The sequence below is a fragment of the Nonomuraea sp. NPDC048881 genome (assembly GCF_040649795.1).
GTDB lineage: Bacteria > Actinomycetota > Actinomycetes > Streptosporangiales > Streptosporangiaceae > Nonomuraea.
Genome location: NZ_JBEZGC010000011.1, coordinates 138,970 through 159,917 on the forward strand (window position 1 = coordinate 138,970; position 20,948 = coordinate 159,917).

The window sequence follows — 20,948 nt, forward strand, 5'->3', positions numbered from 1 at the left end:
CCGGCGGGCGACGGTCCGGCGGGCGACGGTCCGGCGGGCGACGGTCCGGCGGGCGACGGTCCGGCGGGCGACGGTCCGGCGGGCGACGGTCCGGCGGGCGACGGTCCGGCCGCGGCCGCGCCCCTGGTGGAGTTGCGTGACGTGCACGTCGGCGACCGGCTCCACGTCGGGTCGCTGATCGTCCGGCCGGGCGAGCGGGTGCTGGTGAGCGGGCCCAACGGGGCGGGCAAGTCCACGTTGCTGCGGGTCCTGGCCGAGCGCGCCGGGCGCCGGGCCGGCCACCTCCCCCAGGACGACGACCTCGATCCCGGCCTGGCCGTGCTCGCCGCGTTCGGGCACGACGGCTACGCCGACGAGCGGCGCGCGGCCCTGCTGGACACCGGCCTCTTCCCCGCGCACGCGCTCGACCGGCGGGTGGGCGAGCTCTCGGTCGGCCAGCGGCGCCGGCTGTCGCTGGCCAGGCTGCTCATCAGGGAGCACGACCTGCTGCTGCTCGACGAACCGACCAACCATCTGTCGCCCGTCCTGGCCGACGAGCTCGACCACGCGCTCGCCGCCTACCCGGGGGCGGTGGTCATGGTCACGCACGACCGGGCGCTGAGGCGCCGTTTCACGGGCACCGAGATCCGACTGACAGGGGGACACATATGTTGACCATGATTTCCGCGGGCTCGCCCTACGGCGTGGCCACCGCCGCCGACGGCGCGCTCTGGTTCACGCTCGTCCACCAGGGCCGTGTCGGCAGGCTGGTGCCGGGGCACGAGCCGGTGATCCATCAGCTCGACCCGGCCGACGGGCAGCCCGGCGTGATCGTGCCCGGCCACGACGGCGCGATGTGGTTCACCGAGGGCAAGGGCGGCCGGGTCTGCCGCATCACCGGCGACGGCCAGGTCACCGCGTACCCGGCCGACTCGCCGTACGGGATCGTCGCCGGGCCCGACGGGGCGATGTGGTTCACCCAGATGGGCAGCGGGCGCATCGGGCGCATCGGCGCCGACGGCGAGCGCTCCGACTTCGACGTGCCGGTGGAGGGCGGTATGCCCGCCTTCATCACGGTGGGCGGCGACGACGCGCTCTGGTTCTCGATCAACCAGGGCCACGCCGTCGGCCGGATCTCGCTGTCCGGGGAGGTCACCGTGCATGCGCTGCCCACCGAGGGCGCCGCCCCCGTGGGCATCACGCTCGGGCCCGACGGGGCCGTGTGGTTCGTGGAGATCGGCGCGGGGCAGGTCGGCCGGATCGATCCGGCCGGGAAGATCACCGAGTTCCCGCTGCCCGATCGGGCCTGCCGTCCGCACGCCATCGTGGCCGGTCCCGACGGCGCGCTCTGGTTCACCGAGTGGGCCGCCGGGCGTCTCGGCCGCATCACGGTCGACGGCTCGATCGAGGAGCACCCGCTGCCCACGGTGCCGGTGCCGCCGTCCGCGACCGCCGGGCAGGGCGAGCCGACCGCCGGGCAGGGCGAGCCGGGCGCCGGGCAGGGCGAGCCGGGCGCCGCCGGCAGCAGTGAGCCGCACGGGCTGACGGTCGGTGCCGACGGAGCGATCTGGGTGGCCCTGGAAGCCGGCGCCCTGGCCCGCATCCTGCCCACCTCGCCCACCCCCGACCAGTGACGGTTGCGCCCAAGCGGTGAGCCGCGGGGGGCGTGGCCCAGACGACCGTGGCGGGTGCTGACAATCCTCCGGATCCCCTTGGCGGCGCGCTGGGGCCGGGGTGGCGGTGGGGGGCCGGGGCGGAGTTGACTGGGGGGATGCATGCCATCATCGTCTCCGCCCAGGGCGGTCCAGAGGTTCTCGAATACGTCGAGCGTCCCGATCCGGTGCCGGGTGACGGGGAGGTCGTGGTCGACGTCGCGGCCAGCGGGGTCAACTTCATCGACATCTACCACCGTTCCGGCGCCTACCCGCTCCCGGTGCCGACCCCGATCGGGTCCGAGGGGGCCGGCGTGGTCTCGGCCGTCGGGCCGGGGGTCGACGGGCCGGCCGTCGGCGACACCGTGGCCTGGGCCGGCGTGCTGGGCAGCTACGCGGAGAAGGCGGTGGTGCCGGCCGACCGGCTGGTGCCGGTGCCCGACGGCGTGTCCGCCGAGCTGGCCGCGGCGGCGATGCTCCAGGGCATGACGGCCCACTACCTCACCCACTCGACGTACGACGTCAAGGAGGGCGACCAGGTGCTGGTGCACGCCGGCGCCGGCGGCATGGGCCAGCTGCTGATCCAGGTCGCCAAGCTGCGCGGCGCCAAGGTCTACAGCACGGTCTCCACGCCGGAGAAGGAGAAGCTGGCCCGCGCGGCCGGGGCCGACGAGGTACTGGGCTACGACGAGTTCGCCGACGCGTTGCGCGGCCGGATCCACGTCGTCTACGACGGCGTCGGCAGGACGACGTTCGACGGCGGCCTGGAGGCGCTGCGCCCGCGCGGGCTCATGGCCCTCTACGGCGCGGCCAGCGGCCCGGTCCCGCCGTTCGATCCGCAGGTGCTCAACCGCGCCGGCTCGCTCTTCCTGACCAGGCCCACACTCGTCCATTACGTCGCCGAGCGCGAGGAGCTGCTCTGGCGGGCCGCCGACCTGTTCGGCTGGATCTCCTCGGGGCAGCTCAGGATCAACGTGTCCGAGCGCTACCCGCTGGCCCAAGCACGACGGGCCCACGAGGACCTGGCCGCCCGGCGTACGACCGGAAAGTTGCTGTTGATTCCCTAGCGCTACGCTCGCCCCTTGTGGACATCAATGCGGCAGTCTGGTCGTTCGCTGCCGTCGTCGCGCTCCTGACGATCACGCCGGGGCTCGACACGGCTCTCACCCTGCGCACGTCGCTGCTCACCGGCAGGCAGGCGGCCTGGGGGGTGGTGCTGGGCATCCAGCTCGGCACGCTGGTCTGGGGCGTGCTCACCGCGGCGGGGCTGTCGGCGCTGCTGGCGGCCTCGCGGTTCGCCTACGACGTCCTGCGCTGGGCGGGGGCGGCGTACCTGGTGTGGATGGGGGTGCGCATGCTCCTCGCCAAGGCGCGGGCGGGCGAGGAGGAGGACGGGCGGCACGCGTTCGGCTTCGGCAAGGGGTTGCGGCGCGGCCTGCTCACGAACCTGCTCAACCCCAAGGTGGGGGCGTTCTACGTGGCGATGTTGCCGCACTTCATCCCGGCCGGCGCGCCGCACGCGGCGATGGGGCTGCTGCTGGCCGGGGTGCACGTGGCCGAGGGGCTGGCCTGGAGCGCGGTGCTGATCGGGTTCGCCTCGCTGATGAGCGACGTCCTGCGGTCGGCCCGCGTACGGCGGATCCTCGACCGGGTGACCGGCGTGGTCATCGTCGGGTTCGGGCTCCGGCTCGCCCTTCACGACTGATCCCACGGCCAGTCCAGCAGCCGCGCGCCCAGGACCGCGGTCTCCAGGGTGAAGCGCTGGGTGGGGTCGTCGGGCGAGAAGCCGGTCAGCCGGCGGATGCGTTCCAGTCGGTACGTCACCGCCCGCGGGCTGATCCGCAGCCTGCGGGCGGCCGCCGCCTGGTTGCCGTGCGCGGCGAAGACCGCCTCCAGCGTCTCGACCAGCGGCTCGTGCCCGCCCCTGGCGTGCAGCAGCGGGCTCAGCACGCTGGTCACCAGGTCCTCGATCGCGCCGCGGTCGCGCAGCAGCACGGGGAAGACCAGCAGGTCGGCGGCCTTGACCACGTCGAGCGTGAGCCGCAGCGCGTCGGCCAGCTCCAGCGCCCCGGCCGCCTCCCTGAAGGAGGTCACGACGCCGCCCGGCCCGCGGTGCGGCCGTCCGACGCCGACCCGCCATCCGGCCGGGAAGCGGGCGCGTACGTGATGGGTGAACTCCCCCACGGCGGCGGGCAGCGTGGCGGGCACGACGCACACCAGCAGCCCTTCGCGCACCGCCACCAGCACGTTGTGCGAGCCGAACCGGGCGATCAGGTCGCGCTCGATGCGGTCCTGGTCGCCGTCGCGCAGCCCGCGGGCGGCGGCCACCACGTACGACTCGGCCAGCCGGAGGCCGAAGTGCTCGGCCCGTTCGGCCAGCCGCTCGGCCCGTCCCTGGAGCAGGTCGTCCACGAACTCCCTGCGGGCCGTCTCCTCGCCTCTGAGGGCGGCGAGCTGGGCCAGCTCGTACCCCTCCATGAGCGCCGAGACGGCCCTGCGCAGCGCGGGCAGCACGTCCGGCAGCCCCTCGGCGGCGGCGAGCGCGCCGTCGACCAGCGTCCGCAGTGGGACGCCCTGCTCGGCGGCGCGCGTGCCGTCGGCGCGGCAGGCGTCGAGCGCCGCCCGCGAGGGCGGACGCCCGGCGGCCGCCCCGGCCAGCACCTGGCGATGCCCGCCGAGCAGGTCGGCGGGCATCCTGGAGAGCACCATCACACTCCTACGTCACGCCTGTCGAAGGACAGGATCGCGGTGAGCGCGAGCACTGCCGTCGCTCCCGCCAGCACAAGGTAGTCCCCGACCGGCAGGCCCTCATAGAGCGGCCGGCCCTCGGCGTAGTAGTGGAACGGCGAGAGCCACTTCAGCCAGGCGATGGCCGCCACGCCACGGCCGAGCGTGACGACGATGTACCCGGCCGCCACCCACACGCCGACGACGGACGAGGCGATCATCCTGCGGCCGGTCACCGCGCCCACGGTCAGGGCCACGGTGCCGAAGAACAGCGCGAGCAGCAGCACCCCGACGTGCGCGGCCAGGACGCGGTCGAACGGCACCCCGAGCTCGGCCGCGTCCCCGGCCGCCCACGCCACGGCCAGCGTCACGGCGAACACCGCCAGCAGCGCCAGCGCCAGCGCGCAGAACCGCTGGAGCACCAGCCGCTTGCGGTCCACCGGCAGCGTGACGACGAGCTCCAGCGTCCCGGCCTCCTCCGGCTGGGCGATCGCCCGGTTGGCCAGCATGGTGGCGAGGACGACGAACAACATCGGGACGAAGAGCTGGTAGACGACCGTCTGCAGGAAGTTGACGCCGAGCGCCAGGTCGGGCATGCCGCCCATGAGGTCCCTGAGCGGGCCGGGGTACTTGGCCAGGGCCTGCTGGTTGAACGTTCTCGGGTCCTGGCTGACGCTGCGGAAGATGCTGATGTAGAGGGCCATGAACGCGCTGATGCCGACGGTCCACCAGATCAGGGCCCGGCGGTGGTCACGCAGACTCTTGGTGATCATGGTGCCGGTCCTCCTCGCTGTAGTAGGTCAGGAAGATCTCCTCCAGGTCGGGCTCGGCGCTGACCAGATGGACGACGGTGAACCGGGCGGCGGCCTTGACCAGGGCGTCCGGACGGCCGTCGATCGTGCACCGGACGCTGGCGCCCTCCACCCGCAGGTCGCGCACCCCCGGCAGGCCCTCGAACGCCGACGCCGGCACCGGGGCGTCGAAGTGCAGCTCCATCCGGCGTACGGCCTTCTCGCGCAGCGCGGCCACGTTCTCCACGGTCACCAGGCGGCCCGCGCGGACGATGCCGACCCGGTCGGAGACGCTCTCCACCTCGGCCAGCACGTGCGAGGACATGAGCACGGTCCGGCCGGCCGCCCGCACCTCCCGGACCATGGCCAGGAACTCCTGCTGGACGAGCGGGTCGAGCCCGCTGGTCGGCTCGTCGAGGATGAGGAACTCCGGCTCGTGCATGAACGCCTGGATCAGCCCGACCTTCTGCCTGTTGCCCTTGGAGAGCTTGCGCATCGGCACCGACAGGTCGGCGTCGAACCGTTCGGCCAGCTCCTCGATGCGGCTGCCCGGCACCCCGCCGCGGACGCGGCCGAGGAAGCCCAGGTAGTCGCGGGCCCGGTCGCGGCCTTCGAGGGCCAGCTCGCCGGGCAGGTAGCCGATGCGGGCGCGGGTGGCGGCGGCGCGCGGATCGTGGCCGAACACGCGGACCGTGCCGCGCGTGGGCCTGATCACGTCGAGCAGCAACCTGATCGTGGTGGTCTTGCCGGCGCCGTTGGGCCCGAGGTAGCCGAAGATCTCGCCGGGCCGGATCTCCAGCGTGAGGTCTTCGAGGCCGCGCCGCCCGCCGTAGTACTTGGTCAGCCCTTCGGCCTGTACCACTGCTGTCATGCCGGAATCGTCCCGCCGGGGCGGTGGTGGGGTCACTGGCCGAAGTCGGCAGCGTCATGGCCGGTTTTCTTCCGGGACACGGCAACGAGAATGGGCAGCGTGAGATGGGCAGGGTGAGGAACGTGGAGACGGCGTTCGTGCTCGGTGGCGGTGGCGTGCTGGGGGCTCACGAGGTGGGCATGCTCCAGGCGCTCGACGACTTCGGCATCCGGCCCGACGTGGTCGTCGGCACGTCGGTGGGGGCGCTCAACGGCGCGCTCATCGCCGCCGACCCCGCGCGGGCGGTCGACCGGCTGACCTCGTTGTGGCGGTCCGACGTCGTGCGCACGGCGTTCGCCGGGTCGTGGGTGACGCGGCTGTCCACGCTGGCCAGGACCGGCACCCACCTGCATCCCAACGGTCCCCTGCGGGAGGTGCTGGCCGGGACGGTGCGCACGGAGCTGATCGAGGAGCTGGCGGTGCCGTTCCAGTGCGTGGCGGCCTCGGTGGAGCGGGCCGCGGCCCACTGGTTCGCCAGCGGGCCGCTGGTGGAGGCGGTGCTGGCGTCGTGCGCGGTGCCGGGGCTGCTGCCGCCCGTGAAGATCGGCGGGGAGCACTTCTTCGACGGCGGGCTGGTGCACAGCATCCCCGTCGGGCGGGCCGTGCAGCTCGGGGCCAGGCGGGTCTACGTGCTGCACGTCGGCCGGATCGAGCGCCCGCTGACCGCGCCCCGGCGGTTCTGGGAGGTGGGGATGGTGGCGTTCGAGATCGCGCGGCGCTACCGGTTCGCCGAGGAGATGGCCACGTTGCCGCCGGGGGTGGAGGTGCACGTGCTGCCCGCCGGGGTCGCCGCGCCGCTGTCGACCCTGCGCTACCGCGACCTGTCCCAGATCTCCACCTACATCGAGCGGGCGCACCAGGCTTCTTCGCACTATCTGCGGACAAGAGGAGGATGAAGGCAGGGCCTCAGGGCAGGCAGACCTCAGGGAGGCGCCGTTGATCCCACCGCGTATCGTCCGCCGGATCGTGCTGGCTCCGCTCGTCATCGTGGTCACCGTGGTGGTGCTGGTGACGTTGCCGTTGTGGCTGCTGGTCACGTTCGGGGCGTCCTTGCGGCTGCCGCCGCCGCAGCGCAGGGGGTTGCGGTTCGTCTGGTTCGGCGCGGCCTGGCTGACGCTGGAGTCGGCGGTGCTCATCGCGTGCCTCGGGCTGTGGCTGTCGGGGGCGTTCGGGCGGGCCCGGCGCCAGGAGCGGCACTACGCGCTGATCCGCTGGTTCCTGGCCAAGGTGTACGCGGCGGCGGTGCGGATCTTCCGGCTGACCGTGGACGTCGAGGAGCCCGCGCCCACCCCGCAGGAGCGCGCCGCCCGGCTGAGCCGCCCGGTCGTGGTGCTCTCCCGGCACGCCGGGCCGGGCGACTCCTTCTTGCTGATCTATCACCTGCTGGCGGTGTACGGGCGGCACCCGCGCATCGTCATGAAGGCCGCCCTCCAGTACGACCCGTCGCTCGACGTCGTGGTCAACCGCCTGCCGAACGCTTTCGTGCCGCGGCGGTCCGGACGCGAGCGGGTGATCGAGGAGATCCGGCGGCTGTCGGCGACCATGGACGACCGCGACGCGCTGGTGATCTTCCCCGAGGGCGGCAACTTCACCCCGCGCCGGCGGCGGCTGGCGATCCGCCGGCTGGAGGACAAGGGGCTGGCCGAGGAGGCGGAGCGGGCGCGCGGCATGATCCACCTGCTGCCGCCCCGCCCGAACGGGGCCATCGCCGCGATCACCGCCTGCCCGGAGGCCGACGTGGTCTTCGTCGCGCACACCGGCCTGGACGACCTCGTCACCATCGGCGACGTGTGGCGCAGGCTGCCGTACGCGGCGCGGATCACGGCCAGGTGGTGGCGGGTGCCGGCGGCCGAGGTGCCCAGGGACGACCGGGAGAGCCAGGTCCGCTGGCTGTACTCCCACTGGGAGGAGATCGACGCCTGGATCACCGCCCAGGGCGAGCGTTCCCGGCGGGATCAGGCCGAGGGGGCGCCCGGCGGCAGGTAGGGCACGGGGGCCGGGCCGTCGCGCAGCAGGCCGAGCAGGGCGTCGGTGTCCAGGTGCTGCTCGACCAGGTCGCCCAGGGCGTCCAGGCGGGCCTCGCGCAGGCGGCCGAAGTCGGTGTCCGGGGCGGGGACGAAGGCGCGCCCGGCCCGTTCGGCCACGTCGGCCAGGAAGGCCCGGCGGAAGGCGTCGTTCTCCAGGGCGCCGTGCCAGGTGGTGCCCCAAACGTCGCCGGCACGGCAGCCGTCCAGGAAGGGTTCGCCGCCCTCGACCGTCGCCCGCCCGTGGTGGATCTCGTACGCGCTGACCGGCTGCCCGTAGGCCTGCCCGACCGGCCGGGCGAGCCGCTTGTCCGGTGCGAACTCGACGCGCACCGGCAGCAGCCCGAGCCCGTCCACCCGGCCCGCCCGCGACTCGACCTCGTCCACGATCTCCCGGCCGAGCATCTGGAACCCGCCGCAGATCCCGAGGACGGGCCCGCGCCGCGCGAGCAGGGCGTCGGCCAGGCCGGTGCGCCGCAGCCAGGCCAGGTCCTCGACCGTGGCCCGCGAGCCCGGCAGCACCACCAGGTCGGCGTCGTCCAGCTCGACCGGGTCGGTCACGAAGCGCACCACCACGCCGGGCTCGGCGGCCAGGGCGTCCAGGTCGGTGAAGTTGGAGATCCGGGGCAGCCGGACGACCGCCACGCGCAACGTCTGCCTGCCCAGCGGCCGGCCGGTCGCGACCCGGCGGTTGTCCAGCGCGAGGGAGTCCTCGACGTCCAGCCAGAGGCCGTCGAGCCAGGGCAGCACGCCGTACACCGACCGGCCGGTGAGCTTCCTGATCATGTCGAGGCCGGGTTCGAGCAGCTCGCGGGCGCCCCGGAACTTGTTCACCACGAACCCTGAGACAAGGGCCTGGTCGGCCGCGTCCAGGAGCGCGACCGTGCCGTGGAAGGCGGCGAACACGCCGCCCCTGTCGATGTCGCCGACCACGACGACGGGCAGCCCGGCGGCCCTGGCCAGGCCCATGTTCGCGATGTCGCCGCGGCGCAGGTTGATCTCCGCGGGGCTGCCGGCGCCCTCGCAGATCACCACGTCGTACTGGGCGCGCAGCCGGTCCAGCGAGGCCAGGGCGGTGGTCCGCAGGAGGTCCTTGAGCGCGCCGTACTCCATGGCGTCCACGTCCGCGACGGGCTCGCCCAGGAGCACGACCTGGCTGCGGCGGTCGCTGCCCGGCTTGAGCAGGACGGGGTTCATGTCGGCGACCGGTTCCAGCCCGGCGGCCTGGGCCTGCATGGCCTGGGCGCGGCCGATCTCGGCGCCGCCGGCGGTGACGTAGGAGTTGAGCGACATGTTCTGGGCCTTGAAGGGCGCCACGCGCACGCCCTGGCGGGCCAGCCAGCGGCAGATCCCGGCGGTGACCACGCTCTTGCCCGCGTCGGAGGTGGTGCCGGCGACCAGCATCGCGCCCGTGACCTGCCCAGGATTCATGCGATCACCGTACATGAGCCCCAAACTGCGAAATTTCCCAGAAAACGCCCATTTACGAATCGTGTGACTTCTGCCACTCTGGCTAGAACGTTCGCCTAGAACAGAATTCTAGATTTTCCTACGGGAAGGGTGGGCATGGTCAGGACGTTGGGTTCGCCGCGTGCCGGCGTCATCGACGCGCGGACCAGGGCGCCGTTCGGCTGGGCGCCGCTGGTCGTGCTCTTCGTCGTCGGGCTCGTGGACCGCATGGAGTACAACCTGCTGTCGGGGGTGCTGCCGCTCGTCCAGAAGGAGTGGGGCTTCAGCGACACCGCCGCGGGCTCGATCCCGACCGCCGCGGCGCTGGCCGCCGCGATCGTCTCCCTGCCCGCGGGCTTCCTGGCCGACCGGTTCAGCCGGACGCGGATCATCGCGGTGGTCGTGCTGCTGTGGGCCGTCGCCACGCTCGGCTCGGGCCTGGCCACCGGCTTCGTGATGTTCTACCTGATGCGGGTGCTGCTCGCGGCGGCCGAGAACATCGACAACCCGGCGGCCGGCAGCCTGCTCGCCGACTACTACCCGCCGGTCAGCCGGGCCAAGGCGTACGGGCTGACCCGCGTCACGACCTACCTCGGCGGCATCGGCACGCTGCTGGGCGGCGTGCTGGCCGAGGTGTTCTCCTGGCGCACCGCGTTCCTGGTGATGGTGGTGCCCGGCGTGCTCACGGCGGTGCTCGTGTGGTTCCTGCGCGAGCCGGGCCGCGGCGACCTGGACCGGATGGTCGCCGGAGCCCCCGCAGAAACCACAGGATCGCCTGAGGGCGCCGCGTCGCCCAAGGCGCCTTTCTGGCAGCAGTTCGGGCAGGTCATCCGCATCCCGACGCTGCTGTTCGTCTGCGTCGGGCTGGGCCTGCTCACCCTCGGCCTGGCCGGGATCTTCTACTGGCTGCCCACGCTCATGGTCCGCGAGTACGGCGTCGGCGTCGGCGCCGCCGGCTCGCTGAGCGGCCTGATCACCATCGCCGGAACGCTGGCCGGCACCCTGGTCGGCTCCTGGCTGGGCCGCAGGTGGCACGGCACCCGCAAGGGCGGCAGGCTGCTGGCCGGCGGCGGCGGCATCACGGCGGGCGCGGCCGTCCTGGCCGGCGCGCTGGCCATGGACTCGATCGGCCCGATGACCGCGCTGGTCCTGCTGGCCTGCTCGCTCATGTCGATCGCGATCCCGAACATGACGGCCTGCCTGGCCGACGTCGTCCCGGCCGCCGCGCGCGGTCTCGGCTTCGCCGTCCTGCAACTGCTCATCACGGCGGCCGGGGCGTTCGGCTCGCTCGTCGTCGGCATCGCCTCCGACCGGTTCGGCTCGCTGATCGGCGGCATGTACCTGCTGGTCGTCCCCATGATCGTGGGCGGCCTCCTGACGCTCGGCGCCCGCGCCTCCTTCGAGCGCGACGCCGCGCGGGTCATGGACGCCGCCCGCGCCGGCTAGGACGGCAGGCAGACGGTCAGCGCGCCCGGGGCCACCTTCGCCTTGATCTTGGTGGTGGCCTCGCGGTCGCCGCCGTCCAGCTCGTACGTCATCGGCGAGCCGAACCGGGCCGACACCTTGCGCGCCCGGGTGATGCGCACGAACGGCGAGTCCTCCGACCGTCCGGCGGCCATCTTGCCCATCACCCGGGCCCACTGGATCGGCCCCTTGGCCGTGGACAGCCCGACCTCCAGCCAGCCGTCGTCGGGCCGGGCGTCGTCGAACGCCTCGACCCCACCGGCGATCGTGCCCACGTTGCCGAGCAGCAGGCAGCTCGCCTCCCCCTCGAACCAGGTGGACCCGTCGACCTTGACCGTCATCGGCACCAGGGGCCCGCCGACGTGCCGGACGGCGGCCTTGACGTAGCTCAGCTTGCCGAACTTCCGCTTGGCCTTGCCGTCGGCCTCGGCGATCATCTCGGCCTCGAACCCGGCCCCGGCCATGACCGCGAAGTGCTCGCCGTTGAGCACCCCGAGGTCCAGCTCGGCACGGCGGCCCTCGAAGCCGATCCGTACGGACTCCTCCAGGTCGGTGGGGATGCCCAGGTTGCCGGCGAACAGGTTGGCCGTCCCGGCGGGCAGGATCGCCATCGGCACGCCGGAGCCGGCCATGGCGTCGGCGCAGCGTTGCACCATGCCGTCACCGCCCCAGACGAACACCAGCTCCGCGCCCGCCTTGAGCGCCTTGCGCACCTTCTTGGGCGCCTTCTTGCTCTTGGGCACCTCGTGCCAGATCAGCTCGCCGACGTCCCGCTCGGTGAGCAGCACGCGCAGCCGGTCCAGGCCGGCGCCGAGGATCTTCTTCTGATGTGCGACAACCGCGATAGTGGGGGACACTCCTCCCGCACTACCCGGGCTTTACCGGGTTATTGATGGCTTTTGTGCGGGTAGCGGTGGCCGAATGCGCATCCAGGACTGGTTCCTCACCGAGGAGGAACGCGACAACCGGGCGACCGGCCTCGACGCGTGGTCCAGCGGCAACGACGTACGGCCGCTGATCCACGGCGCCACGTACTTCGCCGAGCTGAAGAGCTGTCTGGAAGCGCTGCGCAAGGACGACCTGCTGCTGTTCGCCGACTGGCGGGGCGACCCCGACGAGCGGCTGACCGACGACGGCCCCACGGTGAGCGCCGCCCTCGGGGCGGCGGCCGAGCGCGGCGCCGTCGTCAGGGGCCTCATCTGGCGCTCCCACCTGGACCGCCTGCGGTTCAGCGCGGCCGAGAACCGGCACCTGGGCGAGAAGATCGAGAACGCGCACGGGCAGGCGCTGCTGGACACCCGGACCAAGCCGGGCGGCTCGCACCACCAGAAGTTCGTCATCCTCCGCCACGACCGCGACCCCTCGGCGGACGTGGCCTTCGTCGGCGGCATCGACCTGTGCCACAGCCGCCGCGACGACGCCGAACACCTGGGCGACCCGCAGTCCTGCCCGATGCCCGACGTGTACGGCCCCCGCCCGCCCTGGCACGACATCCAGCTCGCCATCCGCGGACCGGCGGTCGCCGAGGTGGAGAAGACCTTCTGCGAGCGCTGGGAGGACCCGGCCCCGGAGACCAGGGACCCGCTGCGCCGCCTGCGCGACCACTTCAGCAAGCTGGACGACGCTCCCCCGCTGCCCGACCCGGGCCCGCCGCCCCCGCCCGCGGGCACGCACCACGTGCAGCTCCTGCGCACCTATCCCGCCCGGCACAGCGCGTACCCGTTCGCGCCGGACGGCGAGCGCAGCATCGCGCACGCCTACCACAAGGTGCTCGGCAGGGCCCGGTCGCTGGTGTACCTGGAGGACCAGTACCTGTGGTCCACGGACGTGATCGAGCCGTTCGCCCAGGCGCTGGAGCGCGAGCCGGAGCTGCGCATGATCATCGTGGTGCCCCGCCACCCCGACCAGGACGGCTGGCTGGCCGGCCCGGCGAGCCTGATCGGCCGGGTCGAGGCGCTGGACCGGCTGATGCGGGCCGGCGGCGACCGGGTCGCGATCTACGATCTGGAGAACCACCAGGGCACCCCCGTCTACGTGCATGCCAAGGTGTGCGTGGTGGACGACGTGTGGGCGTCGGTCGGGTCGGACAACGTCAACCTGCGCTCGTGGACCTACGACTCGGAGCTGAGCTGCGCCGTCCTGGACGAGCGGGAGGACCCGAGACCGCCGCACGGCGCCCTGCGGTTCGCCCGCGACCTGCGGCTGGCGCTCATGGCCGAGCACCTGGACGAGGAGTCGGAGTCCGGCCGGGACGAGCTGTGCGACCCGGTCGCCGCGTTCGACGCGTTCGCCGAGTCGGCGGCCCGGCTGGAGGGTTGGCACTCGGCCGGCTGCCGGGGCCCGCGCCCGTCCGGCCGGTTACGCCCGCACCCGGCCCCCACGCTGTCCCGGGTGCGCAGGGCGATGGCCATGCCGCTCTACCGGTTCGCCGTCGACCCCGACGGCCGGCCGCCGGAGCTGCGGAGATCGCGGAGGTTCTGATGAAGACATTCCTGCTCGACAGGCTGGGACCACGGATGACGGTCGCGGCGTTCGCCGTCGCGCTCATCATGATCCCGTTCTCCCTGCTGCTCGTCGTGGCCAAGATGCCGCTCAACCGGCTGGACGCCGGGGTGGCCCATGAACTGCACGAGTACGCGCTCGCCCATCCCGGCGTGACCAGGGTGCTCATCGTCTGGACCGACCTGTTCGGGCCGTGGCCGTGGCGCGTCGCGGTGGCGGCGTTCACCGTCTGGCTGCTGATGCACGGCAGGCGCAGGCTGGCCCTGTGGGCGATCACGACCGTGACCGCGGGCGGCCTGATCGGGCTCGGCCTGAAGATCCTCGTCGCGCGGGTGCGGCCGCACCTGCCCGACCCCGTCGCGCTGGCGCCCGGCGACTCCTTCCCCTCCGGCCACGCGGTCAACGTGACGCTCGGGGCCGGGGTCGTCACCCTGCTCCTGCTGCCGATGCTGCCCCGGTGGGGGCGCCGGCTCGCCTGGGTGCTGGCCTGTTTCGTGGTGGTCTCGGTGGGCTTCACCAGGATCGCCCTCGGCGTGCACTGGGTGAGCGACGTCGTGGCGGGGGTCGTGCTGGGCGTGGCGGTGATCGCCGCGACCGCGGCGGCGTTCGAGACGTGGCGGCGCGACACGGGCAGACGGCCCACCGCGCCGCTGACCGAAGGTATGGAACCCGAACCGGTGAAGGTGCCCGATGAGCAAAGCTGAGCATGTCCGGTACTACGCGTTGACGCTGGTGTTACCTCTGGTGCTGATGGGCGCCGTCACGTACGGCATGGGGCTGCTCATCGTCGGCGTCCCCCAGCCCGGCGACGTGGCGGTGAGCAAGGACTTCGCCTCCATCCGCACGTCGCTGTGGAACACGCTCACCGACTACGGCACCAGCCTGTCGGACACGCCGTACGTCGTGGCGTTCACGGCGGTGGCGGTGATCCTGTTCCGGCTGGTCTACAAGCGCTGGCGGGAGTCGATCTTCATGATCGCGGCGGTCTGGGGCCAGTCGCTGGTCTTCCTGGCCACCACCGAGCCCGTCGGCCGCAGCCGTCCGCCGGTGCCCCACCTCGACCCCGCGCCGCCCACCTCCAGCTTCCCCTCGGGGCACGTCAGCGCCGCCGTCGCGTTCTACTGCGGGCTGGCGCTGGTGCTGACGACGCACGTGCGCAACCGGGCCCTGCAGGTGGTGATCTGGACGATCGGGATCGCCGCCCCGCTGATCGTCGCCTTCTCCCGGCTCTACCGCGGCATGCACTTCTTCTCGGACGTGACGTGGGGGCTGCTGCTCGGGGTGTTCTGCGTGGTGGTGGCCGCGCGGTCCGTCCTCTACCGCACCTGGGACAGAGGACCGGCGGCCGCGGAGGGCGACCGCCGGCGTCCCGCCTCCGTGCGGGACTAGCGGCGGTGGTGGGCGGGCTCGCGGCGCGCCCGCCGGCGGCCGGTCGGCCGTCCGGCGGGCCGCCCGGCCTGCCTCCTCCGCCGTCCGAGCAGGTAGGCGGCGGCCATGATCGCCAGCCCCCAGGGGGTACGGGCCAGCCAGCGCGCCACGAAGATCTTCATGAACTTCCTCATGCCCGCCCGCTGCCCCCGCCGGGCCCCGTGATGCGCAGGCCCGGCCCCACCAGGGACCATGCCGCCGCGGCGCCTACCATACGGCCCATGACCACGCACGGATTCACGCTCACCGCGAAGGGCCCGTTCGACTTCGGCGCCGCGCTGCGCTTCGTCGAGGACTGGCCGGCCACCAGCGCGCTGCCCTCCGACGGCCGGACGCTGCGCTTCGCCTACTGCGCCGAGTCCGACTGGCTGCCGATCGGGGTGAGCGTCACCGCCGCCCCCGGCGGCGTCGCCGTCACCACCACCCGCGCCCCCGGCCCGGCGATCCGGGGCGAGATCGCGCGCATCCTCTCCCTCGACGTGGACGCCACCGGCTTCGCCGAGCTCGGCGCGGCCGACCCGGTCCTCGGCGACGTGCAGCGGGACCGCCCCGGGCTGCGGCCGGTCTGCTTCTGGAGCCCGTGGGAGGCGGCCTGCTGGGCGGTGATCGTGCAGCGCTCGTCGATGCTCATTGCCTCGCGCGTCAAGCAGCGCATCGCCGACCGGTACGGCGCCGCCGTCACCGTGGACGGGCAGGCGTACCAGGCGTTCCCGCCGCCCGTGAGCCTGGTGGACGCGGGCGGTCTCGGCCTGCCCGCACAGAAGGAGGAGTGGCTGCGCGGCCTGGCGCGGGCGGCGCTCGACGGCGTGCTCACCACCGAGCACCTGCGCTCGCTCACCCCCGAGGACGCCCTGGCCGAACTGCGCGCGCTGCCCGGCGTGGGGCCGTTCTCGGCCGGGCTGATCCTGATCCGCGGAGCCGGCGCGCCCGACGCGTTCCCCGGCGACGAACCCCGGCTGTTCGGCATCCTGCGCGAGGCGTACGGGCTGCCCGAGGACGCCCCCGCGGGCGCCTACCGCAAGCTCGCCGAGTCGTGGCGGCCCTACCGGTCGTGGGCGTCGTTCCTGTTCCGCGCCACCGGCTACCGGGCCGCCGCAGACTGACCGAGCCCGCTCATGGCCCGCGCGCCCGATGATCCTTAGAGTGGTCGCCATGACGGACGACGCCGACATCCGGGCCGGCGACCACGACCGCGACCAGGTGGCCGACAGGCTGCGGCAGGCGGTCGCCGAAGGCCGCATCAGCCTCGACGAGTTACGCGAACGCATCGACCGCACGTACGCCGCGAGGACCGTAGGCGAGCTCAGTGCCCTCGTCGCCGATCTGCCCGCCCTCTCCCCCGCCCCCGCCTCTCCCTCGGACGTGCTGAGGATGCACACCGAGCACTGGCGGGTGAGCCGGGCCGGGCGGTGGGTGGTGCCGCCGCGCATCGACGTCCGGCTGGGCGTCTGGGGGACCGCGAAGCTCGACTTCCTCGCCGCCGAGTGTCCCCATCCCGAGGTGCTGGTGCAGGTGACGATCACCTCGTGGTTCGGCGACCTGCATCTGAAGGTGCCGCACGGCTGGCGGGTGCGGGCCGACGAGGTGGTCTCCCCCGGGCTCGGCCGGGTCCACAACAAACCGGTCGAACCGCCGGCCGCCGACGCGGTCGTGCTCCGCCTCTCCGGCCACAGCCAGGGCGACATCTGGATCCGCTACCGACCCACGGCTTGATGTCCGATCAGTTCGCGTTGATCACCTCACCGCTTGAGCACGGCCCGCCCCCGCCTGGGCGTGGTCGTCACGTCGTCACAAGGAGGTCAGGGCGGCGAGTTCGCGCCACTCCGGGAGGGGCACGTCGCCGGGGCGGTCGGTGAGGACCTGGAGGCACACGTGGTCGGCGCCCGCGTCGAGGTGGGCCCGTACGCGCTTCTCGATCGCCGCCGCGTCGCCGTGGGCCACGATCGCGTCCACCAGCCTGTCGCTGCCGTGCTCGATCTCGTCCTCGCCGAAGCCGAGCCTGCGCAGGCTGGCGGCCTGGTGGGGCGCGCCGGTGCGGTAGAAGGAGACGTGCTCCGCGGCCACCTCGCGGGCCCTGGCCGGGTCGCGGTGCAGCACGACGGCCTGCTCGACGGCCAGCAACGCGCCGGGCCCCATCGCCTCCCTGGCCCGCGCGGTGTGCTCGACGGGCACGAAGTACGTGTGGGCGCCGAGCGTACGCCGGGCCGCCAGGCCCAGCATCTTCGGGCCGAGCGCGGCCAGCATCCGGCGTGGCGCGTGCGCCGGGGCCGCCGATTCCAGCGGGACGGCGTCCATGGCGTCGAGGTAGCCGCCCATCGTGGTCACCGCCCGGCCCAGGCTGGGGATCTTGTAGCCGTCCATCTGGATCGGCTCGTCGCTGATGCGGTGGCCGCCGAGGCCGAGGAGGTACCGGCCGGGGTGGGCCTCGTTGAGCGCCCGTTCGGCGGCGGCCATGGCGATCGGGTCGCGCAGGGCGATGTTGGCGATGCCGGCGGCCACCGTGATCCGCCTGGTCGCCGAGAGCAGCAGCCACGACTGGCTCACCGAGTCGCGGCCGAACCCCTCGCCGAACCACAGGGCGCCGTACCCCAGCTCCTCGATCTCGGCCGCGGCCTCGCGCGCCTCCCCGGCGGGGCGGGCGTCGAGGGCGAACGTCCACAGGCCCACCTTGCCCAGGCGGGGTCCGTCGTCGGTCATGGGTCACCGTCCCGTCTATACGGAGAACTTCTCCGGTTACGTCGGGGACTATAATCGGAGACGTTCTCCGATTCAACCCGCGGGAGTGTCCAGTGCCGGCACGGGCCATGCGCGCCGACGCGCGCCGCAACTACGAGCAACTGGTGGCGGCGGCCATCGCCGTGGTCGCCGAGGAGGGGCCCGACGCCTCGCTCAACGAGATCGCCAGACGGGCCGGCGTCGGGGCGGGCACGCTCTACCGGCACTTCCCCACCCGCGAGGCGCTGCTCGCGGCCGTGTTCGAGGGGCGGCTGACCCGGCTGTGCGCACGGGCCGAGGAGGCGGGCCAGGCGCTGCCGCCCGGCGAGGCGCTGGTGGCCTGGCTGCGGTCGCTGGTCGCGCACGCCATGACCGACCGGGGGCTCGGGGCGCGGATGATGCTCACGCAGGACGGGGCCGGGGTCGACTGCTGGGCGATGTTGCGCGCCGCCGCCACCCGGCTGCTGCTGCCCGCCCAGGAGGCGGGGGCCGTGCGCGCGGACGTCGAGGTCGCCGACCTGGTCGAGCTGGCGGCGGGCATCGCCCAGGCCACCCCCGACCCGGCCCGCGCCGACCGCCTCCTCACCCTCACCCTGGACGGCCTCCACCCCCGCCCCTGAACCTCACGCGGACCCTCAGCGGGCCGCCGTCGTGAACGCGGACATCCCGGCGGTCCAGGCGGCCTCGATGTCGGCGCCGGGCGGGAAGCGGCCGTCGAGTTCGAGCATGACCAGGCCGTGGGCCAGCCCCCAGACCGCGCGGGCGGCGGCCTCGCCCCGCACGATCCGGACCAGCGGCAGCGCCGCCCGCTCCTCCACCCCGGCGGGCAGCAGGTCACGCGGCAGCGGCCCCGCGCTCATCAGCCGGTACAGATGCGGATGGCCCAGCGCGTACGCCCGGTAGGCCCGTCCGAGCGCCGCCAGCCCGCCCCCGTCGTGCTCGGCGCGTTCCAGGGCGGTGGCCAGTTCGGCGAGGGCGATGGCGATGAGTTCGGCCTCCACGGCGGACTTGTCGGGAAAGTGCTTGTAGAGCGACGGCGCGCGGATCCCCAGCCGCGCGGCCAGCGCGCGCATGGTCAGCGCGTCCGCCCCACCCGCCTCGACCAGCTCCCGCGCCGCCGCGACGATCTGCCCCGCGCGCGGCGACAGCTCAGCCACGCGCGCTCCTCGGACCGTGGCCGAGGAGCCGGGCGACGGCGACGTACGTCATCCAGGCCAGCCCCGCCGTGAAGACCGGCACCCAGCCCAGCGGCGAGACCGAGTAACCGACCAGCACGGCCAGCGGGATCCACGGACGGTGGGCGAGGTCGTGCACCACCGCAGGCCCGCCGAACCTGGTCGCGTACGGCGCCAGCACGAACAACGCCGAGCTGACCGGCGTGGCGCCCCCGTGCTTGACCACCTCGAAGACGAGGAACGCCAGGCAGAAGGCGGCGAGCACGGCCCACCCGGAACGGCCGGCCACCCGCCTGACGGTCACCGCGGTCATGATGCCCTCCCTCAGAAGCTAACGCTGTTAGCCGGACTCTAGGCTAACGACGTTAGCCTGTCCAGCACCAAATAGGGTGGAACCATGATCGATCGGGAGGTGGCCGTGCTCATCGGCCTGCAGGCCTCCGGCAAGTCCACCTTCTACCGGCGCTGCCTGGCCACCACGCACGCGCACGTGAGCAAGGACGACTTCCCCAACGCGCGCCGCCGTCAGCACCGCCAGCTCCGGCTGATCCGCGAGGCGCTGGAGGAGGACCGGAACGTGGCCGTGGACAACACCAACGCCTCGCCCGAGGAGTGGCAGCCGCTCATCGTGGCCGGCCGCGAGCACGGCGCGCGGGTGGTGGCCTACTGGTTCCCGCCCAACGTCAAGGCCTCCCTCCAGCGCAACGCCGAACGGACGGGCCGGGCCCGGGTCCCCGAGGTGGGCGTCTTCGCCACCCTCAGACGGCTGCGCCGGCCACGCGCCTCCGACGGCTTCGACGCGGTGTACGCGGTGGAGTTCGACGGCCGCGGCGGCTTCCTCGTCCGCAGGCAGGACGGCTGAACCGAGGCCGCGTCAGGGGCGGCGGGTGGCGAAGCGGTAGGCGATCTTGGCGGGGGTCAGCCAGCGTACGTGGGCGCCGTTCCGCGCCCGGCTGACCAGCCGCTCGGCCAGCCACGGCGCCACCGTCTCCACCGGGTCGGCCAGGATCGCGAAGATGCGGGCCGACCGTTCCCGCTCGGCCGCCGAGTAGCCGTGCGTCAGCAGGTCGGTGACCACCATGCCGGGGCTGAGCAGGCCCGCCGTCACCCCGTCGGGGGCTTCCTTGGCCAGCGCCCTGGTCAGGTACGTCACGGCCCGCTTGGTGGCGCCGTAGACGGCGAGTCCGGGCACCGCCCGGCCGTCGCCGCCCAGCCCCTCCATGTTCCAGACGTGGCCGCCGCCGTCCTGCGCCGCCATGCCCGCCACCGCCACCGCGCAGCCGTTGACCGTGCCCAGCAGGTTGACCTCGGTGACCGCGCGGGCCTCGGCGGCGGGCAGCCGCCACAGCGGGAGGCGGTCGTGGGAGATCCCGGCGTTGTTGACCCAGATGTCCACCCGGCCGTGCCGCCGTACGGCCTCGTCCCACAGGTCCTGGAGGCGGGCGCGGTCGGCGACGTCGGCCACGACGGCCGGCACGCCGAGCTCGGCCCCCGCCGCGGCCACGCGGTCCGGGTCGGTGCCGCACACGGTGACCCGGTGGCCGCGGGCGGTCAGCGAGCGGGCGAGGCCGAACCCGAGGCCGCGGGTGCCGCCGGTGATCACGATCGAACGGGACGCGCTCACGCCTCGTGCTCCTTCCTGGCCGCCACGGTCGCCTCGATCGCGTCCGCGAGGAACCTGCCGACGACCTCCCGCTCCGCCGGGGTGAACGCGTCGATCGCCGCGGTGAGCCGCCGGACCAGCGGCGCGAAGAAGGCGCCCGCCAGCTCGACGGCCTGCTCGTTCAGAACGACCTCGACCTTGCGGCGGTCGCCCTCGTCGCGCCGCCGCACGACGTGGCCGGCCTGCTCCAGCCGGCCGAGGAGGGCGGTCGTGGCGGGGGCGGAGAGGTTCAGCGCGGCCCCCAGCCCGCCGGGCGAGAGCGGCCGGCCGGCGAGGTGGGCGTCGAGGATGACCACCAGGGCGTTCATGTCCGTCCTGTGCAGCCGGTGCCCGACCGCGAAGCCCTCCACGAACCGGTCGCTCTCCACGTTGAGCCGGCGGATGAGGACCATCAGGTCATAGGCCGTCATGTCACCCCTTATATTTCTATCGTGGAAGTATTCCATCGTGGAAAGAAAACGTTAGCCGC

General features: G+C 73.5%; 25 protein-coding genes. 14 read left to right on the forward strand and 11 right to left on the reverse strand.

What is annotated here, in order from left to right; genetic code table 11:
- The 4 genes from AB0C33_RS34065 to AB0C33_RS34080 all read left to right on the forward strand — a co-directional run.
- Positions 1-654: ATP-binding cassette domain-containing protein (locus tag AB0C33_RS34065; RefSeq protein ID WP_358294840.1), on the forward strand; the 654-nt coding region annotated here is incomplete at its 5' end.
- Entirely contained in the window at positions 648-1,613 is a 966-nt protein-coding gene (locus tag AB0C33_RS34070) for a virginiamycin B lyase (RefSeq protein WP_358294842.1), read from the forward strand. The genes AB0C33_RS34065 and AB0C33_RS34070, both read left to right, overlap by 7 nt.
- 137 nt (positions 1,614-1,750) lie before the next feature.
- Positions 1,751-2,698 carry a quinone oxidoreductase gene (locus AB0C33_RS34075; protein ID WP_358294843.1) on the forward strand — a complete coding sequence of 316 codons (948 nt, stop codon included), beginning with the start codon at positions 1,751-1,753 and terminating at the stop codon, positions 2,696-2,698.
- A 17-nt stretch (positions 2,699-2,715) separates the two neighbouring features.
- On the forward strand, positions 2,716-3,336 hold the full coding sequence (locus AB0C33_RS34080; protein WP_358294845.1) for a LysE family translocator: 621 nt from the start codon (positions 2,716-2,718) through the stop codon (positions 3,334-3,336).
- On the opposite strand, the gene AB0C33_RS34085 is transcribed toward AB0C33_RS34080, so the two are convergent.
- The 3 genes from AB0C33_RS34085 to AB0C33_RS34095 are packed head-to-tail and all read right to left on the reverse strand — an operon-like array spanning position 3,327 to position 6,020.
- Positions 3,327-4,340 carry a helix-turn-helix domain-containing protein gene (locus AB0C33_RS34085; RefSeq protein WP_352323507.1) on the reverse strand — a complete coding sequence of 338 codons (1,014 nt, stop codon included), beginning with the start codon at positions 4,338-4,340 and terminating at the stop codon, positions 3,327-3,329. The genes AB0C33_RS34080 and AB0C33_RS34085 overlap by 10 nt on opposite strands.
- Entirely contained in the window at positions 4,340-5,131 is a 792-nt protein-coding gene (locus AB0C33_RS34090; RefSeq protein WP_358294847.1) for an ABC transporter permease subunit, read from the reverse strand. Before AB0C33_RS34090 ends, AB0C33_RS34085 begins: the two co-directional genes overlap by 1 nt.
- A complete protein-coding gene (locus tag AB0C33_RS34095; RefSeq protein WP_358294849.1) occupies positions 5,109-6,020 on the reverse strand; it encodes an ABC transporter ATP-binding protein in 912 nt (303 codons plus the stop codon). The genes AB0C33_RS34090 and AB0C33_RS34095 overlap by 23 nt, the downstream gene beginning before the upstream one ends.
- Before the next feature lie 122 nt (positions 6,021-6,142).
- Here AB0C33_RS34095 and AB0C33_RS34100 point away from each other — a divergent pair, with 122 nt between their 5' ends.
- Together AB0C33_RS34100 and AB0C33_RS34105 are read left to right on the forward strand one after the other, a co-directional pair.
- On the forward strand, positions 6,143-6,955 hold the full coding sequence (locus AB0C33_RS34100) for a patatin-like phospholipase family protein (protein ID WP_358294851.1): 813 nt from the start codon (positions 6,143-6,145) through the stop codon (positions 6,953-6,955).
- Positions 6,956-6,995: 40 nt separating this feature from the next.
- Positions 6,996-8,045 carry a 1-acyl-sn-glycerol-3-phosphate acyltransferase gene (locus AB0C33_RS34105; RefSeq protein WP_358294853.1) on the forward strand — a complete coding sequence of 350 codons (1,050 nt, stop codon included), beginning with the start codon at positions 6,996-6,998 and terminating at the stop codon, positions 8,043-8,045.
- Here the strand turns inward: AB0C33_RS34105 and AB0C33_RS34110 are convergent.
- The gene (locus AB0C33_RS34110) at positions 8,015-9,514 is read right to left on the reverse strand and encodes a cobyric acid synthase (protein ID WP_358294855.1); all 1,500 of its coding nucleotides are present in this window, start codon (positions 9,512-9,514) and stop codon (positions 8,015-8,017) included. The two genes, AB0C33_RS34105 and AB0C33_RS34110, sit on opposite strands and share 31 nt — an antisense overlap.
- A gap of 135 nt (positions 9,515-9,649) precedes the next feature.
- On the opposite strand from AB0C33_RS34110, the gene AB0C33_RS34115 reads away from it, so the two are divergent.
- Positions 9,650-10,978: an MFS transporter gene (locus AB0C33_RS34115; RefSeq protein ID WP_358294857.1), complete on the forward strand. Its 1,329-nt coding sequence runs from the start codon at positions 9,650-9,652 to the stop codon at positions 10,976-10,978.
- Here the strand turns inward: AB0C33_RS34115 and AB0C33_RS34120 are convergent.
- Complete coding sequence (locus AB0C33_RS34120) at positions 10,975-11,853, reverse strand: diacylglycerol kinase family protein (protein WP_352323514.1); 879 nt, start codon at positions 11,851-11,853, stop codon at positions 10,975-10,977. The two genes, AB0C33_RS34115 and AB0C33_RS34120, sit on opposite strands and share 4 nt — an antisense overlap.
- A gap of 64 nt (positions 11,854-11,917) precedes the next feature.
- Here AB0C33_RS34120 and AB0C33_RS34125 point away from each other — a divergent pair, with 64 nt between their 5' ends.
- From AB0C33_RS34125 to AB0C33_RS34135, 3 genes are read left to right on the forward strand one after another with little or no spacing between them, the layout of a single operon-like run.
- On the forward strand, positions 11,918-13,477 hold the full coding sequence (locus AB0C33_RS34125; protein ID WP_358294860.1) for a phospholipase D family protein: 1,560 nt from the start codon (positions 11,918-11,920) through the stop codon (positions 13,475-13,477).
- Positions 13,477-14,202 (forward strand): phosphatase PAP2 family protein, encoded by a 726-nt coding sequence (locus AB0C33_RS34130; protein WP_357980818.1) that lies wholly within the window; start codon positions 13,477-13,479, stop codon positions 14,200-14,202. The genes AB0C33_RS34125 and AB0C33_RS34130 overlap by 1 nt, the downstream gene beginning before the upstream one ends.
- The gene (locus AB0C33_RS34135) at positions 14,189-14,887 is read left to right on the forward strand and encodes a phosphatase PAP2 family protein (RefSeq protein ID WP_358294862.1); all 699 of its coding nucleotides are present in this window, start codon (positions 14,189-14,191) and stop codon (positions 14,885-14,887) included. Before AB0C33_RS34130 ends, AB0C33_RS34135 begins: the two co-directional genes overlap by 14 nt.
- Here AB0C33_RS34135 and AB0C33_RS34140 read toward each other — a convergent pair.
- Positions 14,884-15,060: a DUF6203 family protein gene (locus tag AB0C33_RS34140; protein ID WP_358294864.1), complete on the reverse strand. Its 177-nt coding sequence runs from the start codon at positions 15,058-15,060 to the stop codon at positions 14,884-14,886. The genes AB0C33_RS34135 and AB0C33_RS34140 overlap by 4 nt on opposite strands.
- 87 nt (positions 15,061-15,147) lie before the next feature.
- On the opposite strand from AB0C33_RS34140, the gene AB0C33_RS34145 reads away from it, so the two are divergent.
- Both AB0C33_RS34145 and AB0C33_RS34150 read left to right on the forward strand, forming a co-directional pair.
- A complete protein-coding gene (locus tag AB0C33_RS34145; RefSeq protein ID WP_358294866.1) occupies positions 15,148-16,029 on the forward strand; it encodes a hypothetical protein in 882 nt (293 codons plus the stop codon).
- 49 nt (positions 16,030-16,078) lie between these two features.
- The gene (locus AB0C33_RS34150) at positions 16,079-16,639 is read left to right on the forward strand and encodes a DUF1707 domain-containing protein (RefSeq protein ID WP_358294868.1); all 561 of its coding nucleotides are present in this window, start codon (positions 16,079-16,081) and stop codon (positions 16,637-16,639) included.
- Between the two features lie 75 nt (positions 16,640-16,714).
- Here the strand turns inward: AB0C33_RS34150 and AB0C33_RS34155 are convergent, their stop codons facing one another.
- Positions 16,715-17,623, reverse strand: a complete 909-nt coding sequence (locus AB0C33_RS34155; protein ID WP_358294870.1) for a TIGR03620 family F420-dependent LLM class oxidoreductase — start codon at positions 17,621-17,623, stop codon at positions 16,715-16,717.
- Between the two features lie 92 nt (positions 17,624-17,715).
- Here AB0C33_RS34155 and AB0C33_RS34160 point away from each other — a divergent pair, with 92 nt between their 5' ends.
- Positions 17,716-18,261: a helix-turn-helix domain-containing protein gene (locus AB0C33_RS34160; protein WP_358294871.1), complete on the forward strand. Its 546-nt coding sequence runs from the start codon at positions 17,716-17,718 to the stop codon at positions 18,259-18,261.
- Between the two features lie 15 nt (positions 18,262-18,276).
- Here the strand turns inward: AB0C33_RS34160 and AB0C33_RS34165 are convergent, their stop codons facing one another.
- Together AB0C33_RS34165 and AB0C33_RS34170 are read right to left on the reverse strand one after the other, a co-directional pair.
- Complete coding sequence (locus AB0C33_RS34165; protein WP_358294873.1) at positions 18,277-18,798, reverse strand: TetR/AcrR family transcriptional regulator; 522 nt, start codon at positions 18,796-18,798, stop codon at positions 18,277-18,279.
- Entirely contained in the window at positions 18,791-19,129 is a 339-nt protein-coding gene (locus AB0C33_RS34170; RefSeq protein ID WP_358294875.1) for a hypothetical protein, read from the reverse strand. The genes AB0C33_RS34165 and AB0C33_RS34170 overlap by 8 nt, the downstream gene beginning before the upstream one ends.
- Before the next feature lie 84 nt (positions 19,130-19,213).
- Between AB0C33_RS34170 and AB0C33_RS34175 the strand changes: the two genes are divergently transcribed.
- A complete protein-coding gene (locus tag AB0C33_RS34175; RefSeq protein ID WP_352360690.1) occupies positions 19,214-19,678 on the forward strand; it encodes an AAA family ATPase in 465 nt (154 codons plus the stop codon).
- Between the two features lie 12 nt (positions 19,679-19,690).
- Here AB0C33_RS34175 and AB0C33_RS34180 read toward each other — a convergent pair whose 3' ends face one another.
- Both AB0C33_RS34180 and AB0C33_RS34185 read right to left on the reverse strand, forming a co-directional pair.
- A complete protein-coding gene (locus AB0C33_RS34180) occupies positions 19,691-20,440 on the reverse strand; it encodes an SDR family oxidoreductase (RefSeq protein WP_358294876.1) in 750 nt (249 codons plus the stop codon).
- The gene (locus AB0C33_RS34185; RefSeq protein ID WP_358294878.1) at positions 20,437-20,889 is read right to left on the reverse strand and encodes a MarR family transcriptional regulator; all 453 of its coding nucleotides are present in this window, start codon (positions 20,887-20,889) and stop codon (positions 20,437-20,439) included. The genes AB0C33_RS34180 and AB0C33_RS34185 overlap by 4 nt, the downstream gene beginning before the upstream one ends.
- Positions 20,890-20,948 lie beyond the last annotated feature (59 nt).

Coding starts and splice junctions, on each gene's coding strand:
- AB0C33_RS34070 (WP_358294842.1), top strand. CDS start 648: ATGTTGACCATGATTTCCGCGGGCTCGCCCTACGGCGTGGCCACCGCC.
- AB0C33_RS34075 (WP_358294843.1), top strand. CDS start 1,751: ATGCATGCCATCATCGTCTCCGCCCAGGGCGGTCCAGAGGTTCTCGAA.
- AB0C33_RS34085 (WP_352323507.1), bottom strand. CDS start 4,340: ATGGTGCTCTCCAGGATGCCCGCCGACCTGCTCGGCGGGCATCGCCAG.
- AB0C33_RS34090 (WP_358294847.1), bottom strand. CDS start 5,131: ATGATCACCAAGAGTCTGCGTGACCACCGCCGGGCCCTGATCTGGTGG.
- AB0C33_RS34095 (WP_358294849.1), bottom strand. CDS start 6,020: ATGACAGCAGTGGTACAGGCCGAAGGGCTGACCAAGTACTACGGCGGG.
- AB0C33_RS34110 (WP_358294855.1), bottom strand. CDS start 9,514: ATGAATCCTGGGCAGGTCACGGGCGCGATGCTGGTCGCCGGCACCACC.
- AB0C33_RS34115 (WP_358294857.1), top strand. CDS start 9,650: ATGGTCAGGACGTTGGGTTCGCCGCGTGCCGGCGTCATCGACGCGCGG.
- AB0C33_RS34125 (WP_358294860.1), top strand. CDS start 11,918: ATGCGCATCCAGGACTGGTTCCTCACCGAGGAGGAACGCGACAACCGG.
- AB0C33_RS34130 (WP_357980818.1), top strand. CDS start 13,477: ATGAAGACATTCCTGCTCGACAGGCTGGGACCACGGATGACGGTCGCG.
- AB0C33_RS34135 (WP_358294862.1), top strand. CDS start 14,189: ATGAGCAAAGCTGAGCATGTCCGGTACTACGCGTTGACGCTGGTGTTA.
- AB0C33_RS34140 (WP_358294864.1), bottom strand. CDS start 15,060: ATGAGGAAGTTCATGAAGATCTTCGTGGCGCGCTGGCTGGCCCGTACC.
- AB0C33_RS34145 (WP_358294866.1), top strand. CDS start 15,148: ATGACCACGCACGGATTCACGCTCACCGCGAAGGGCCCGTTCGACTTC.
- AB0C33_RS34150 (WP_358294868.1), top strand. CDS start 16,079: ATGACGGACGACGCCGACATCCGGGCCGGCGACCACGACCGCGACCAG.
- AB0C33_RS34155 (WP_358294870.1), bottom strand. CDS start 17,623: ATGACCGACGACGGACCCCGCCTGGGCAAGGTGGGCCTGTGGACGTTC.
- AB0C33_RS34170 (WP_358294875.1), bottom strand. CDS start 19,129: ATGACCGCGGTGACCGTCAGGCGGGTGGCCGGCCGTTCCGGGTGGGCC.
- AB0C33_RS34175 (WP_352360690.1), top strand. CDS start 19,214: ATGATCGATCGGGAGGTGGCCGTGCTCATCGGCCTGCAGGCCTCCGGC.
- AB0C33_RS34185 (WP_358294878.1), bottom strand. CDS start 20,889: ATGACGGCCTATGACCTGATGGTCCTCATCCGCCGGCTCAACGTGGAG.